Source organism: Streptomyces sp. PsTaAH-124 (assembly GCF_000373685.1).
GTDB lineage: Bacteria > Actinomycetota > Actinomycetes > Streptomycetales > Streptomycetaceae > Streptomyces > Streptomyces andamanensis.
This window is the reverse complement of the sequence record NZ_KB892206.1, coordinates 21,347-35,380: the sequence shown is the minus strand read 5'-3', so window position 1 is coordinate 35,380 and position 14,034 is coordinate 21,347. Positions and strand designations below refer to the sequence as shown.

The following is a 14,034-nucleotide window of genomic DNA, read 5'->3' as shown; positions in this document are numbered from 1 at the left end:
CTGGGCGTGACGGCCCTCACAGTGGTTGGTGAGGCTTGCCTAACTTAACCGACACCTCCCGGCTTGTTACCCGCGCGTGCCGTGATTCAGCTCTCACGCGCGGGGCAAGGACACGGGCCGGTCGCGGCCTGCCAAAGGCGGGGCAAAGAACCGGCCACAGGCGCGTCAAAGGTGCCGTCTCGGGGTCACCAGGAGCGTGCCCGTGCGCGGATGCGGCAGCACCTCGACGGGCTGGTCGTAGACGCGGGAGAGCAGTTCCTCGGTGAAGATCTCGCCGGGCGGCCCGTCGGCGGCGACCCGCCCGGCGGCCAGCACCGCGACCCGGTGCGCGTAGGCGGCGGCGAGCCCCAGGTCGTGCAGGACCACGACCACCGCGTCCCCGGCGGCGGCCCGTTCCCGGCACAGCCGCAGCACCAGTTCCTGGTGGCGCAGGTCCAGGGCGGCGGTCGGCTCGTCGAGCAGCAGCAGCGGGGCGTGCTGGGCCAGCACCCGGGCGAACGCGACCCGGGCCCGCTCGCCCCCGCTGAGCGCCGGGAAGGGCCGCCCGGCGAACGCGCTCACCTCGGTGGCGGCCATCGCGGCGGCCACGGCCGCCTCGTCCTCGGCCGGGGAGGCGGGGTGCGGCGCGCGGCCCATGCGCACCACCTCCGCCACCGGGAACGGGAAGGACAGCTCCGCCGACTGGGGCAGCACGGCCCGGCGCAGCGCGAGTTCGGGCGCCGACCACTCCCGTACCGGACGGCCGTGCACCCGTACGACACCGGCGGCGGCCGGGAGATCGGCGGCGAGCGCGCCCAACAGGGTCGACTTGCCGGCCCCGTTGGGCCCGACCAGGGCCAGCACCTCACCGGCCCGTACGCGTACGTCCACCCCGCGCAGCACCTCCCGGGCGCCCAGGCGCACCCGCAGCCCCTCCGCCTCGGCGAGCACCTGCCCGGCGCGCGGCGGACCGGGGGGCTCCGGCCGGCCGCGCAGCCGCTTCACGTCAAGTCCCCGCAGAGCCTTCACGCCCAGCCTCCTTGCCTGCGTCGGGTGCGGCGCAGCAGCCAGAAGAAGAACGGGCTGCCGAGCAGTGCGGTGAGCACGCCGAGCGGGAGTTCGGCGGGTGCGGCCACGGTGCGCGCCGCGAGGTCGGCGGCGAGCAGGACCAGCGCGCCCAGCAGCGCGCTGCCCGGCACCAGGAACCGGTGCCCCGGCCCCGCGGCCATCCGCAGCAGATGCGGCACGACCAGGCCGACGAAGCCGATGATCCCGGAGACGCTGACCGCGGCGGCGGTCAGCAGGGCGATCACCAGCACCAGCACGATCCGCAGCCGCTCCACGTCCACGCCCAGGTGCCGGGCCGGGCGTTCGCCGAGCGCCAGCAGGTCCAGGCGGCGCGAGTACAGCGGCGCGAGGCCGAGCCCGAGCGCGGCGCACGGCAGCACGGCCAGCACCTTGGGCCAGGTGGCCTGGGCGAGCGAGCCGAGCTGCCAGAAGGTGATCTGGCTGACCGCGGCGCTGTCCGCGAAGAACAGGAAGAGGCCGATCAGCGCGCCCGCGAAGGCGTTCACCGCGATCCCGGTGAGGATCAGCGTCACCACTTCCGTACGGCCGCCCGAGCGCGCCATCACATACACCAGCAGGACGGTGCCGAGGCCCCCGGCGAACGCGAACACCGGCACCGTCCAGGTGCCCAGGAAGCCGATCCCCAGGGCGATCGAGGCCACCGCGCCGACCGCGGCGCCCGAGGAGACGCCGATGACGCCCGGTTCGGCCAGCGGATTGCCGAACACGCCCTGCATCAGGGCGCCCGCGCAGCCCAGCGAGGCGCCGACCAGCAGGGCCAGCACGATGCGCGGGAACCGCACGTTCCACAGCACCGACTCGGCCACCCGGTCGAGCCCGGAGCCGCCGAGCCCGGCCCGGTGCAGCACGGAGGACAGCACGTCGCCGAGCGGGATGGGATAGGCGCCGAGACCGGCGGCGACCGGCACCAGTACGAGCAGCGCGGCCAGCAGAGCGGCCGTCAGGAGCCAGGGCCTGCCCCGCCGCCGACCGGCGCCGGGCTCCGTCAAGTCCGCTGCGGGGGAGGGGTGTTGCGGTTCCTCGTGGTCCTCGGCCGTGCCGTCGAGGGCGGGCGCGCTCATCGCTTCTCCCCGTCGCCGTAGAGCTGGCCGACGATCGAGCGCAGCACCTGGTCGGTGCGCGGACCGTAGTTGAGCAGCACGCCGTCCTCCACGGACACGACGCGCCGCTTCATCCCGGCCGGGGTCTGGGCCACGCCCGGGATCTTCACCAGGCCGTCGACGCCGCCCACCGACTCGAGTCCCTTGCTCATGACGAGGATCGCGTCCGGCGCGGCCTTGGCCAGCGCCTCGGTGGTGATGGCGGTGAAGTCCTTGTCCAGGCCCGAGGCGGCGCCCGCGTCGATCCCCCCGGCCGCCTCGATCAGCGAGGTCGCGCCCGACTTCGCGCCGCCGATGAGGTAGACGGCGGCCGAGCCGCGCAGATAGAGGAACGCGACGCGCGGCCGGTCGGCGTGCGCCGGGATCGACCTGCGCACCGCCTCGATCCGGTCCTGCGCCCGCCGGGTCAGGCGCTCGCCCGCGTCCGGGACGCCGAGCGCGGCGGCGACCGCGTGGATGCGCGGCCCCACGTCCGTGAGCCCGGCGGCGGGCTTCACCACGAGCACCGGGACGCCCGCGGCACGGATCTGGTCCATGGCCTCGGCCGGGCCCGACGTCTCCTCGGCCACCACCAGGTCGGGGTGGAGCGAGAGGACGCTCTCGGCGGACACGTCGTGATTGCGGGTCACCACCGGCAGCTTCCGGGCCTGCGCGAAGGTGGCGGTGATGTCGCGGGCCACGACCCGCCCGCCGAGCCCCAGCGTGAACACGATCTCGCTGAGGCTGCCGGACAGCGGCACGATCCGCCGGGCCCCGGTCACCGTCACCTTCCGGCCGTCGGCGGAGTCGACGGTGACGGGCAGCCGGGGCGCGGCGACGCCGGTCAGCGGTTCGACCCGGTCGTCGACGGCGCCCGCCGAGGCGGCCGGGCCGGTGGTGGTGCCGGTGCCGGAGGCGCCCGCCGTGCCGGTGCAGCCGGTGGCGGTCAGGGCGAGCGCGAGCACCGACAGCAGTGCTCCCGCCAGATGTGTGCGCAAGCGTCGCACGGTGCGGTCCGTCCGTTCCTCTCGGGGAGTGCCGATCTCCGGCACGTTGACCTTAGGTTAGCCTTACCTTCGTTCGCTACCGGCTGTGGATCCGGAGGACATTTCCATGCCCCTGCCCCCGCGCTCCCCGCGCACCGTTCTCAGCGCGGCGAGCACCGCCCTCGCCGTGCTCGCCGCGGCCCTGCTGACCGCCCTGCTCCAGGCCCCCGCCGCCCAGGCGGCGGACCGCGCCGTGCAGGGCGGCCGACTGGACTGGGGCATCAAGTCCTCCTTCCAGAGCTATGTCACCGGGCCCATAGCGAAGGGGAGTTACTCCCTGACCCAGGGCGCGGCCACGGTCGGCGCCAGCACCTTCCGCTTCCACTCGGCGACCGGCTCCTACGACGGCTCGACCGGCGCCTTCCGGGCCGCCTTCTCGGGCGGAGTGCACTTCACCGGCCACCGGCAGGCGGGCGGCGGCTACCAGCTGGACCTCACGCTCAGCCGTCCCACCGTGCGCGTCGCGGGCTCCTCCGGGACCCTCTACGTGGACGTCGTCAGCAAGGCGAAGGGCACCGGGGCGGTCACGACGTCCTCGCAGGTGCCCTTCGCCTCCCTCTCCCTGGCCGGGATCGACATGCGCGGCGCCGGCACCTCGGTCGCCCTGAACAACCTGCCCGCCACCCTCACCGCACAGGGCGCCAGGTCCTTCGCCGGGTACTACACGGCCGGGACCCCGCTGGACCCGGTCAGCCTCTCGGCGGACGTACGCCCCGAGGACCGCGCACCCGCCACGTCCCCGTCCGCCCCGGCCGCCCCCTCCAGCAAGGCCCCCGCGCACAAGGCCGCCTCCGGCGACGCGATCGTGACCGGCGCCGTCGACTGGGGCGTACGCCGCACCTTCCGCGAGTACGTCACCGGGGACATCGCGCGCGGCAGGTGGACGCTGTCCGACGGCGCCCAGGACGGCGGCGCCCTCTTCCGCTTCCCCTCGGGCACCGGCACCTTCGAGGACGGCACGCTGCGCGCCGCCTTCCGGGGCACCGTCCGCTTCACCGGCGCACACGGCCTGGACCTGCGCCTCACCGGCCTGCGCGTCACCGTCGAGGACGGCCGCGGCACCCTCTCGGCCGATGTGACCGGCACCGCCCTGACGGGCAGCAACGTCCCCCTGGTCACCTTCACCGCCAAGGGCCTCACCGCCCGGGACGGACTGGCGCGGGTCACCGAGGCGCCCGCCGTCCTCACCGAGCGCGGCGCCCGTGCCTTCGGCGGGATGTACCCGGCGGGCACCGCGATGGACCCGGTCTCCGTGGCCGTCGCCCTCACCGCGGGCGCCGCCCTGCCCGCGCTGCCCGACCTCGGCACCGCGCCGGCCGCCTCCGCCCCGGCGTCCGCCGCTCCCAAGGCGGCCGAGGGCTCCGGTCTCGCGGCCGAGCCCGTGGCGGCCTCCGGCCACGGCGACGGCGACGGCTTCCCGGTCCTGCCGCTCGTCCTGGTCGCCGCCGGTGTCCTCGTGGCCTCCGCGCTCGGCACGCTGATCGTCCGCGGCAGGCGCCGCGCCCGCCCGGCCGCCGAGGACACCGCCGCGGCCGAGGACCCGGCCCCCGCGTCCAAGACCTCCTGACACCCGCCGCGGCACAGCGCCGCGGCAGCACGGCAGCACAGCGCCGCGACACCGCGCGCACGCATCCGCCCACCCGTCCCGCAGGCCCGCACCGGGCCGCTCCCCGCACGAGGAGAACCACCATGTCCCGCACCACCGGAGGCCGTTCCCGCAGACGGCCCCTCGCCCTCGCCGCCGCCGTGGCCACCGTCACCGCCACCGTCGCCTCGGTGGGCGCCGCCGCGCTCGCCGGCGCCCCCGGCGCTGCGGCGGCCGACCGCCCCCTCAGCGGCTACGAACTCACCTGGGGCATCAAGGACTCGTACCGCTCCTACGTCACCGGCCCCTACGCCAAGGGCACCTTCACCACCGCCGACGGCGCCGTGCAGGCGTCCGGCAACGGTGCCTTCACCTTCACCGAGGGCCAGGGCACCTACAACGGCACCACGCACGCCGTGCACCTCACCTTCAAGGGCACCCTGACCGCCGAGTCCAGCGCCCACCGCTTCAAGCGGGTGCTCAGCGACTTCCAGTACGACAGCGGCACCGGCGTGCTCACCGCCGATCTGACCGCCGACGACGGCACCACCCAGCAGGACGTGCCGTTCGCCGAGGTCGCCGCGCCCACCAGCGCGGACATGACCGGCCTGGCCACCAAGCTCACCACCCAGGCCGGCACCTTCCTGGGCAGCGACACCTACGCGGGCGCGGCGGGCGACCCGCTCTCGGTGGTGAAGAAGGAGGTCCCGGCGTCGCCGAGCCCGTCCACCGGCCCCTCCACGGAGCCGTCCGCCCCGTCCTCGCCCTCGGCGTCCGCCTCCTCGTCCCCGACGCAGAGCACCGGGACCTCGCCGTCCCCCTCGGCATCGGCCACCGGCGGCACGAGCACCTCCCCGTCCCCGTCCGCCACCGCGACGGGCTCCTCCGCCCCGGTCCCGGCCAAGGGCGTCCTCGCGGACGGACGGCTCACCTGGGGTGTGAAGGCGTCCTTCCGGTCCTATGTGACGGGCTCGCTGGCCAAGGGCACCATCACGGTGTCCGGCGGGGCGTCCCAGGCGTCCGGCAACGGCGCGTTCACCTTCACCGACGCCACCGGCAGCTACGACACCCGGGCCGGCACCCTGTCCGCCGCGTTCAAGGGCGCGGTGAACTTCAAGGGCCACAAGGGCGAGGGCGAGGGCGGCGGTTACGGTCTCGACCTCACCCTCAGCGGTGTGAAGGCGTCCTTCTCCGGCACGTCCGGCAGGCTCACCGCCGATGTCACCAGTCTCGGCAAGCTCTCCAAGGGCGTCGTCCTGGCCGATCTGAAGGCCCCCGCGGGCGGGCTCACCCCGAAGGGCGACGTCATCTCCCTGAGCGGGGTGAGCGTGACGCTGACCGACGCGGGCGCCACGGCGTTCAGCGGCTTCTACCCCAAGGGCACCGTGCTCGACCCGCTGAACCTGTCGGTGGCCCTCACCGACGGCGCCGAACTCCCCTCGGGCGACGGCACGTCGGGCTCCTCCGGCGGCGCGGGCTCCGCGGGCACCGGCGGTGAGGCGGGCACGGGCGGCGGATCGGCGTCCGGCACCGGCGGCACGGCGGGCGGCATCGGTTCCACGACCGGGGGCACCGGCTCCACGATCGGCGGCGGCAGCCTCGCCTCCACCGGTTCCGGAGTGCCGGTGGCCGCCCTCGGCTCGGCCGCGGCGGCGGCCGTGGCGGCGGGCGCGGGCGTGGTGTTCGCGCTGCGCAGGCGGCGCAACGCCACCCAGGTCTGACGGCAGATCCGGCGGAGGGGGCGGGACCGGTCCCGCCCCCTCCACGGCGCCCGGGTGCTTGAATGCCCCGGTGACCGACTACGACGTGCTGCGCGTGTTCTGCGCGGCGAACGGCGGCTACGGCAACGAACTCGGTGTCGTCCGCGACGGATCCCTGCTGCCCGACTCCGACGAGCGCCAGGCGCTGGCCGCGAAACTCGGCTTCAGCGAGACCGTGTTCGTGGACGACCCCGAGCGGGGCGTCATCGACATCCGCACGCCGACCCTGCGGCTGCCCTTCGCGGGTCACCCCTGCGTGGGCGCGGCCTGGCTCCTGGACGTCCCCGAGCTGCGCACCCCGGCGGGACCGGTCGGCACGCGCCTGGACGGCGAGTTCACCTGGATCGAGGCCCGCCCGGAGTGGGCCCCGCCGCGCACCCTGCGCCGGTACGCGAGCGCCGCCGAGGTCGATGACCTGGCGGTGCCGCCGCCCGGCGAATGGATCTACGCCTGGGCGTGGGAGGACGAGGCGGCCGGGCGGATCCGCGCCCGCGCCTTCCCCGGGCGCGGGGACGGCATCGAGGAGGACGAGGCCACCGGCGCCGCCGCGCTGCTGCTGACCGCGCGGCTGGGCCGCGCCCTGAACATCGTCCAGGGCGCGGGCTCCCAGATCCTGACGGCCCCGCAGCCGGAGGGCTGGGTGGAGATCGGCGGCCGGGTCGTCCTGGAGCGCTGAGACCCGGCGGCGGGGCCGGGCCCGCTCACGCGGTGAGCGGGAACTCCTCGCCCAGCGCCCGGAAGACGGCGGTGTTCAGGGCGAACGCCCGCTTGCACTCCGCCACGATCCGCTGCTTCTCCAGGTCGTCCGCCCGTACGCCGTCCAGCAGTTCGCGGTACTCCCGCTTGAAGGCGGCCGGGTTGACGACCTCCTCGAAGGTGTAGAAGCGCACGCCGTCGCCCCTGCGCTCGAAGCCCCAGGTGCGTTCCGCGCGGTCGCGGATGATCTGGCCGCCGGACAGGTCGCCGAGGTAGCGGGTGTAGTGGTGGGCGATGTACCCGGCCGGCCACTGCTCGCGGCACTCCCGCACCCGGGCCGCGTACGCCTCGGTCGCGGGCAGCGCGCGCAGGCCCGCGCGCCAGCCGGCCCCGCGCAGATGCGCGAGGTCGCGCTCCAGCGCGGACAGCCGGAACAGCTCGGGCCGCACGAAGGGCCCGGCCACCGGATCGGCGGCGAGCCGGTCGGCGCCCGTCTCCAGGGCCTCGTAGACGAACCAGAGCTGCTCGGTGTAGCGCGCGTACGCCTCCAGGTCGAGGCGGCCGCCGAGCAGATCGCTCATGAAGGTCGAGTTCTCCGCCTCCACGTGCTGTTCGTGGGAGGCGGTGCGCAGGAGAGTCGAGAAGGAGTCCATGAGGGGATCCTCTAAGGTAAGGCTTACCTAAGTCAATGCCTTGCCGACGTCTGGTCGGTAAACTTTCCGACGCGCTGTCGGTAAAACCGTACCGCGACACGCGAGGGCCCGCCTCCCCTGGGGAAGGCGGGCCCTCGTGAGACGTGAGATGTGAGACGTGAGGCTGCTGCGCGGCGGCGGCGCCGCACGGGTCACGGCAGCGTGAGGATGTCCGCTCCGCTCTCGGTCACCACGAGCGTGTGCTCGAACTGCGCGGTGCGCCTGCGGTCCTTGGTGACGACGGTCCAGCCGTCCTCCCACACGTCGTACTCGATGGTGCCCAGCGTCAGCATCGGCTCGATGGTGAAGGTCATGCCGGGCCGCATCACGGTGGTGGCGTGCGGGCTGTCGTAGTGCGGCACGATCAGCCCGGAGTGGAAGGACGTGTTGATGCCGTGCCCGGTGAAGTCGCGGACCACGCCGTAGCCGAAGCGCTTGGCGTACGACTCGATGACCCGGCCGATGACGTTGATCTGCCGGCCCGGCCGGACCGCCTTGATCGCGCGGTTCAGCGTCTCGCGGGTGCGCTCCACGAGCAGCCGGCTCTCCTCGTCGACGTCGCCGACGAGATAGGTGGCGTTGTTGTCGCCGTGCACCCCGCCGATGTACGCCGTCACGTCCAGGTTGACGATGTCGCCGTCCCGCAGCACCGTCGAGTCCGGGATGCCGTGGCAGATGACCTCGTTGACCGAGGTGCACAGCGACTTGGGGAAACCGCGGTAGCCGAGCGTGGACGGATAGGCGCCGTGATCGCACATGTACGCGTGCGCCACCCGGTCGAGTTCGTCCGTGGTGACGCCGGGCGCGATGTGCTTGGCGGCCTCCTCCATCGCCCGCGCGGCGATCCGCCCGGCGACCCGCATCGCCTCGACGGTCTCCGGGGTCTGCACCTCGGGCCCCGTGTACGGCTTCGGCGCGGGCCTGCCGACGTACTCGGGGCGGCGGATGTTTCCGGGCACGGAACGGGCAGGGGACAGCTCCCCGGGGACGAGCAGTGACTGGCCAGACATGCCGGTGAGTCTATCCAGCGCCGATGGGGGAACATGTCGGTGGCGAGAGGAGCTGGTCATGGCCCTGTTCAAGAAGCGCACCGCGGGCAAGCCGGGTGAGTGGTTCTACTGCCTGGAGCACCAGAAGGTCGAGGAGGGGCCGGAGTGCCCCGCCAAGGACCGGTTCGGCCCGTACGCCTCCCGCGAGGAGGCCCAGCACGCGATGGACACCGCGCACGAGCGCAACCTCCAGTGGGAGACCGACCCACGCTGGCACGACACCCCACCCGGCGACCGGCCCCCCGGCCCCGGCCAGAGCTGACCGCACGGGCCCCGCAGCGCGGTCGGCCGTGGGACCGTCGTCCGGTGCACGGGACCGCTGGGGTTCGGCGGGCCCTCGGTCAGGCGGCCGTCCGCAGCCCCGTCGCCCGCAGTTCGCGCTGGCGTACCGCGTGTTCGTTCGTGCGGACGTCGTAGGCCATCAGGCCGGGCAGGCAGAGGGCGAGCAGGCCGACCGCGCCCGCGCACAGGACGCCGCCGGACCACACGGACGCCCGTACGCCCCACCAGGCGGCGAGCCCGCCGGAGCGGACCTGGCCGAGCTGCGGGCCCACCGAGTACGAGAGCAGCTCGATCCCGGCCAGCCGGCCGCGCAGCTCGTCCGGGATGGTCTGGTTCCACATGGCGCCCCGGAAGATCCCGCTGACCATGTCGCAGCCGCCCGCCACGGCGAGGAACAGCAGCACCAGCCAGACGTTCCCGGCCACCCCGGCGGCGGCGATGGCCAGACCCCACAGCAGGGCCGCGAGGACCACCATCCGGCCGTGCCGGTGCACCCGCGAGGTCCAGCCGCTGGTCACGCTCACCAGCAGCGACCCGAGCGGCACGGCGGCGTACATCAGCCCCAGCGACCAGCGGGCGTCCAGCTCGTCCGCGAGGAACGGCAGCACCGCCAGCGGCATCGCCAGGAACATCGCGGCCAGGTCCACCGCGTAGGTGCCCAGCAGCTCCTTGCGGTTCCAGGCGTACCGGGCGCCCTCCGCGACGGCCCGCAGCGACGGCTTCGCGGCCTCGTGGGAGGCGGGCTGCGCGGCGATGCGGACCACCAGCACCACCGAGAGGGCGAAGGTCGCGAGGTCGGCCGCGTAGGCCGGGGCCAGGCCCGCGTACGCCACGATCACACCCGCCACCGCCGGACCGGCCACCCCGCCCACGGTCCAGCGCAGCGAGTTCAGCGCGGTCGCCGAGGGCAGGTGCTCATGGGCCACGATGCGCGGCCACAGCGCGTCCAGCGCGGGCCGCTGCACGGCGGTCAGCGCGGAGGACAGCGCCGCCACCACGTACAGCGGCCACACCGCCGGGTGCGGCAGCAGGGCGTCCACCAGCAGGACGGCGCTGAGCACCCCGAGGCCGGCCTCGGTCCACAGGATCAGCCGCCGCTTGTCCATCGCGTCCGCGAGCGCCCCGCCGTACAGCCCGAACACGATCAGCGGCACCAGCTCCACCGCGCCGATCGCGCCGACCGCCGCCGCCGAGCCGGTCAGCTCCTTCATCTGCACCGGCAGCGCGACGAAGGTCAGGAACGTACCGAAGTTGGAGATCAGCCCGGACACCCACAGCCTGCGGAAGTCGCGGGAGGAGCGCCACGGGGCGAGATCGGGCAGCAGCGCCCGCAGCCCGGACGGAGAAGCGGGTGAAGGCGGAGAAGACGGTGAAGGCGGAGAAGACGGAGAAGACGGGGCGTGATCGGTCACGTCGGGTCATGTTCAGGCACAGGCCCGGCTGGAGCAAACGGGTTTTCCCGGGGCGGACTCCCCGGGGCCTACCAGCGGGCGGGCGGCGGAGCCGTCAGCGCCTCCGCCAGCCGGGACAGCCGGTCCCGCCACCGCCCGCGCCCGCGCGGCCCCGGCAGCGGGTTCTCCCCGGCCGCCGCGCTGACCAGGTGCTGCACGGTGTCCAGGTCCAGTTCGCCGCCGTCCGGCACCGCCAGCGTCTCGTGCGCCATCGCCGCCAGCTCGCCGCCGCCCGCGCCCAGCGCCAGCACCGTCGCCCCGGCCCGCCGCACGTCGTGCACCCGCGTCAGCAGCTCCGCGGGCTCGCCCCCGCCGCCGGGCACCTCGGGCGCCACCACGAGCAGCGTCTCGCCGCGCCGGGCCGCCGTCAGCCGGCCGAGCCCGACCGCGAGGTGCGCCGGATCCGCAGGACCCGCGCCGTGCCGCACCAGGGTCGGCGCCAGCTCCGGCGTGCCCGACCAGGCGGCCTCGTCCACCAGATGCGCGGCCAGATGCCACGGCTCGTGCTCCGGCGTGCCGACCAGCAGCAGCCCGCCCCCGTGCGCCACCACCGACCCGCGCAGCGCCCCGGCGAACCGCCGGGTGGTGGCCAACCACTCGGTCCCGGCGAGCACTTCGCGCAGCAGCGCGACCCGTACGGCGTCCATGGGAGCGCATGCTGCCCCAAACGGCTGCTCCCGGCGCGCAGTTCGCACCCGGTTCGCCCGCACCGGGGACACCGGGCGGCACCGCTGACCCGGCTCACCCGGACGGGTGGGGGAGGGGCCGCGGACGTAGAGTCGGCCCATGACCTCTACCGACAGTGCACAGAAGGCCCCCGCCAAGGACCCCTGGGACCTGCCCGACGTCTCCGGACTGGTCGTCGGCGTGCTCGGCGGGACCGGCCCGCAGGGCAAGGGGCTCGCCCACCGGTTCGCCCGGTCCGGCCAGAAGGTGATCATCGGCTCGCGGGCCGCCGACCGGGCGCGCGCGGCGGCCGAGGAGATCGGGCACGGCGTCGAGGGCGCCGACAACGCCGAGACCGCCCGCCGCAGCGACGTCGTGATCGTCGCGGTGCCCTGGGAGGGCCACGGCAAGACCCTGGAGTCGCTGCGCGAGGAACTGGCCGGCAAGCTCGTCGTGGACTGCGTCAACCCGCTCGGCTTCGACAAGAAGGGCGCCTACGCGCTCACCCCGGAGGAGGGCAGCGCCGCCGAGCAGGCCGCCGCCCTGCTGCCCGGCTCGCGGGTGACCGCCGCCTTCCACCACCTGTCGGCCGTCCTGCTCCAGGACCCCGCGATCGAGCGGATCGACACCGATGTGATGGTCCTCGGCGAGGAGCGCGCCGACGTGGAGATCGTGCAGGCGCTGGCCGGCCGGATCCCCGGGATGCGCGGGGTCTTCGCCGGGCGGCTGCGCAACGCTCACCAGGTGGAGTCGCTGGTCGCCAACCTGATCTCCGTCAACCGCCGCTACAAGGCGCACGCGGGGCTGCGGCTCACCGACGTCTGAGCACCGCCCGCGCGCCGGTCCGGGACGCGCATGGGGGACACTGGTCGGCGAAGCAGTCCCGAGCAGTGTCCCCGTGTCCCCGACAGGAGCCCGCCCCCATGCCCCGCCTCGCCCTCTACGCCCTGATCGTCTGCGTGCTCACCGTGGCCGCGGCCGTCGTCTCCTTCGTCCAGGGCAGCTGGCTGGGGATCGTGTGGGTCCTGCTGGCCGGACTGTCGTCCAACATGACCTGGTACTACCTGCGCCGGGGCCGCGCGGCCCGCGGCGGCTCGGTCACCGGCTGACCGCGCAGTACTCGTTCGTCCCCTGCCAGAAGCGGTACAGCTCCTGACCGCAGTAGCGGTCGTGGCCGTCCACGCCCAGATGGCCGAGGACGGCGTAGACCGCGTCGAAGAAGGCGCTGTTGACCGAGGGCAGCCACAGCAGCGCGAAGACGAACAGCAGTCCGAACGGCGCGAACGGCTCCACCTGCCGCTTCAGCCCCTGCGACAGCCACGGCTCCAGCACGCCGTAGCCGTCCAGGCCCGGGACCGGCAGGAAGTTCAGCAGCGCGGCCGAGACCTGGAGCAGCGCGAGGAAGGCGAGCGCGTACCGGAAGTCGCCCGGCACCCCGTCCAGCGCGCCCAGCCAGAACGGCGCGGTGCACACCGCCGCGAACAGCACGTTGGTCAGCGGCCCGGCCGCCGAGACCAGGCTGTGCCGCCAGCGGCCCCGGATCCGGCCCCGCTCGATGAAGACCGCGCCGCCGGGCAGCCCGATCCCGCCCATGATCACGAAGATCACCGGCAGCACGATGCTCAGCAGCGCGTGTGTGTACTTCAGCGGGTTCAGCGTCAGATAGCCCTTCGCGCCGACCGTGATGTCACCGCTGTGCAGCGCGGTGCGGGCGTGCGCGTACTCGTGCAGGCACAGCGAGACGATCCAGGCGGCCGTCACGAACAGGAACACCGCGACACCGGGCCGCTCGGCGAACCCGGTCCAGGTGGCCCACCCGGTGACGGCGGTGACGGCCAGGATCCCCAGGAACACGGGGCTGATCCGGCGGTCGCCGTGGCGGGCGGTGGCGGTGGTCATGGGCGGGGCGCTCCAAAGGACGGGTCCGGTGCCGGGCGCGACCGGCGGGTGGGGTCGACCGTACCGGTGACACGGGGGGAACGTGCTGCGGCGGGTCCTCGGTTCCTGATAGTCGGTAGGCTGGAATCGACTCGACCAGGGAGGTGTCGTGACCACTACCGAGGAGTGGGTGGCAGATGCGCTTGAGGCAGTTCGCCTGCCCAGGCGGCTGCGGCTCCGCCTGACACGGAACGGACTCACGGTGGTACCTGTCACGCAGGCGCATCTCATGACCCAGCGCCGCATCGCGAACCAGATCGAGACACGGGCGCCGGGCTGGGTGCCGATCGGTGAGTTCAAGATCGTTCCCCGGCGTGAGGGCTACTCGCCCGAGCCGGATGTCTCCGCCCTGCCGGAGAGCGAGTGGAACTCCGGCAAGAGCGAGTTCGACGAGGGGCAGCTGCCCTTCGTCGTCGAAGTCGTCTCCCCCGAGAGCAGGAACCGCGACTACAGCACCAAGCCCGACCACTACGCGCTGCGCGGCATCCCCGCCTACCTCGTCGTCGACGTGCTCAGCGCCCGCTGGACCCTGCTGACCCGGCCCGAGGACGGCGTCTACCGGCACGAGGAGTCGGGCGCCTTCGGGGACGAGATCCGCATCCCCGTCGCCGACCAGACCCTGACCCTCGACTCCTCCCAGTTCGTCCGCATCTGAGACGCCTGTCCTCGCTGCTTTCCCGCCGCTTTCCGCTGCGAGGAAACCCCCGAGCGGCTCCGGGGCG

The 14,034-nt window shown here is 74.2% G+C and carries 15 protein-coding genes; 7 read left to right on the top strand and 8 right to left on the bottom strand.

Annotated elements, in window-relative coordinates; translation table 11 throughout:
- Positions 1-165: 165 nt before the first annotated feature.
- Genes B086_RS0131995 through B086_RS0131985 form a run of 3 tightly spaced genes read right to left on the bottom strand, consistent with a single transcriptional unit; the run spans position 166 to position 3,145 of the window.
- Positions 166-1,008 (bottom strand): heme ABC transporter ATP-binding protein, encoded by an 843-nt coding sequence (locus B086_RS0131995; protein ID WP_018570519.1) that lies wholly within the window; start codon positions 1,006-1,008, stop codon positions 166-168.
- On the bottom strand, positions 1,005-2,129 hold the full coding sequence (locus B086_RS0131990; RefSeq protein ID WP_018570518.1) for a FecCD family ABC transporter permease: 1,125 nt from the start codon (positions 2,127-2,129) through the stop codon (positions 1,005-1,007). Before B086_RS0131990 ends, B086_RS0131995 begins: the two co-directional genes overlap by 4 nt.
- A complete protein-coding gene (locus B086_RS0131985) occupies positions 2,126-3,145 on the bottom strand; it encodes an ABC transporter substrate-binding protein (RefSeq protein WP_018570517.1) in 1,020 nt (339 codons plus the stop codon). Before B086_RS0131985 ends, B086_RS0131990 begins: the two co-directional genes overlap by 4 nt.
- Positions 3,146-3,260: 115 nt before the next feature.
- Here B086_RS0131985 and B086_RS0131980 point away from each other — a divergent pair, with 115 nt between their 5' ends.
- From B086_RS0131980 to B086_RS0131970, 3 genes are all read left to right on the top strand, one after another.
- Positions 3,261-4,760 carry an HtaA domain-containing protein gene (locus B086_RS0131980; RefSeq protein ID WP_018570516.1) on the top strand — a complete coding sequence of 500 codons (1,500 nt, stop codon included), beginning with the start codon at positions 3,261-3,263 and terminating at the stop codon, positions 4,758-4,760.
- Between the two features lie 122 nt (positions 4,761-4,882).
- Positions 4,883-6,499 carry an HtaA domain-containing protein gene (locus B086_RS0131975; protein WP_018570515.1) on the top strand — a complete coding sequence of 539 codons (1,617 nt, stop codon included), beginning with the start codon at positions 4,883-4,885 and terminating at the stop codon, positions 6,497-6,499.
- A gap of 70 nt (positions 6,500-6,569) precedes the next feature.
- Positions 6,570-7,214 carry a PhzF family phenazine biosynthesis protein gene (locus B086_RS0131970; protein ID WP_018570514.1) on the top strand — a complete coding sequence of 215 codons (645 nt, stop codon included), beginning with the start codon at positions 6,570-6,572 and terminating at the stop codon, positions 7,212-7,214.
- Positions 7,215-7,239: 25 nt separating this feature from the next.
- Here B086_RS0131970 and B086_RS0131965 read toward each other — a convergent pair whose 3' ends face one another.
- Positions 7,240-7,887, bottom strand: a complete 648-nt coding sequence (locus tag B086_RS0131965; protein WP_018570513.1) for a heme oxygenase (biliverdin-producing) — start codon at positions 7,885-7,887, stop codon at positions 7,240-7,242.
- A gap of 191 nt (positions 7,888-8,078) precedes the next feature.
- On the bottom strand, positions 8,079-8,936 hold the full coding sequence (gene map / locus B086_RS0131960) for a type I methionyl aminopeptidase (protein ID WP_026252976.1): 858 nt from the start codon (positions 8,934-8,936) through the stop codon (positions 8,079-8,081).
- A 58-nt stretch (positions 8,937-8,994) separates the two neighbouring features.
- Here map and B086_RS0131955 point away from each other — a divergent pair, with 58 nt between their 5' ends.
- Entirely contained in the window at positions 8,995-9,237 is a 243-nt protein-coding gene (locus B086_RS0131955; protein ID WP_018570511.1) for a hypothetical protein, read from the top strand.
- 79 nt (positions 9,238-9,316) lie between these two features.
- Here B086_RS0131955 and B086_RS0131950 read toward each other — a convergent pair whose 3' ends face one another.
- Together B086_RS0131950 and B086_RS0131945 are read right to left on the bottom strand one after the other, a co-directional pair.
- A complete protein-coding gene (locus tag B086_RS0131950; protein ID WP_026252975.1) occupies positions 9,317-10,591 on the bottom strand; it encodes an MFS transporter in 1,275 nt (424 codons plus the stop codon).
- Between the two features lie 146 nt (positions 10,592-10,737).
- Positions 10,738-11,355 carry a hypothetical protein gene (locus tag B086_RS0131945; RefSeq protein WP_018570509.1) on the bottom strand — a complete coding sequence of 206 codons (618 nt, stop codon included), beginning with the start codon at positions 11,353-11,355 and terminating at the stop codon, positions 10,738-10,740.
- A gap of 139 nt (positions 11,356-11,494) precedes the next feature.
- Between B086_RS0131945 and npdG the strand changes: the two genes are divergently transcribed.
- Together npdG and B086_RS0131935 are read left to right on the top strand one after the other, a co-directional pair.
- Complete coding sequence (npdG, locus tag B086_RS0131940; protein WP_018570508.1) at positions 11,495-12,199, top strand: NADPH-dependent F420 reductase; 705 nt, start codon at positions 11,495-11,497, stop codon at positions 12,197-12,199.
- A 98-nt stretch (positions 12,200-12,297) separates the two neighbouring features.
- On the top strand, positions 12,298-12,483 hold the full coding sequence (locus B086_RS0131935; RefSeq protein ID WP_018570507.1) for a hypothetical protein: 186 nt from the start codon (positions 12,298-12,300) through the stop codon (positions 12,481-12,483).
- Here the strand turns inward: B086_RS0131935 and B086_RS0131930 are convergent.
- The gene (locus tag B086_RS0131930) at positions 12,473-13,273 is read right to left on the bottom strand and encodes a site-2 protease family protein (protein WP_018570506.1); all 801 of its coding nucleotides are present in this window, start codon (positions 13,271-13,273) and stop codon (positions 12,473-12,475) included. The genes B086_RS0131935 and B086_RS0131930 overlap by 11 nt on opposite strands.
- A gap of 148 nt (positions 13,274-13,421) precedes the next feature.
- On the opposite strand from B086_RS0131930, the gene B086_RS42145 reads away from it, so the two are divergent.
- Positions 13,422-13,967 carry a Uma2 family endonuclease gene (locus B086_RS42145; RefSeq protein WP_078509953.1) on the top strand — a complete coding sequence of 182 codons (546 nt, stop codon included), beginning with the start codon at positions 13,422-13,424 and terminating at the stop codon, positions 13,965-13,967.
- Positions 13,968-14,034: the final 67 nt, after the last annotated feature.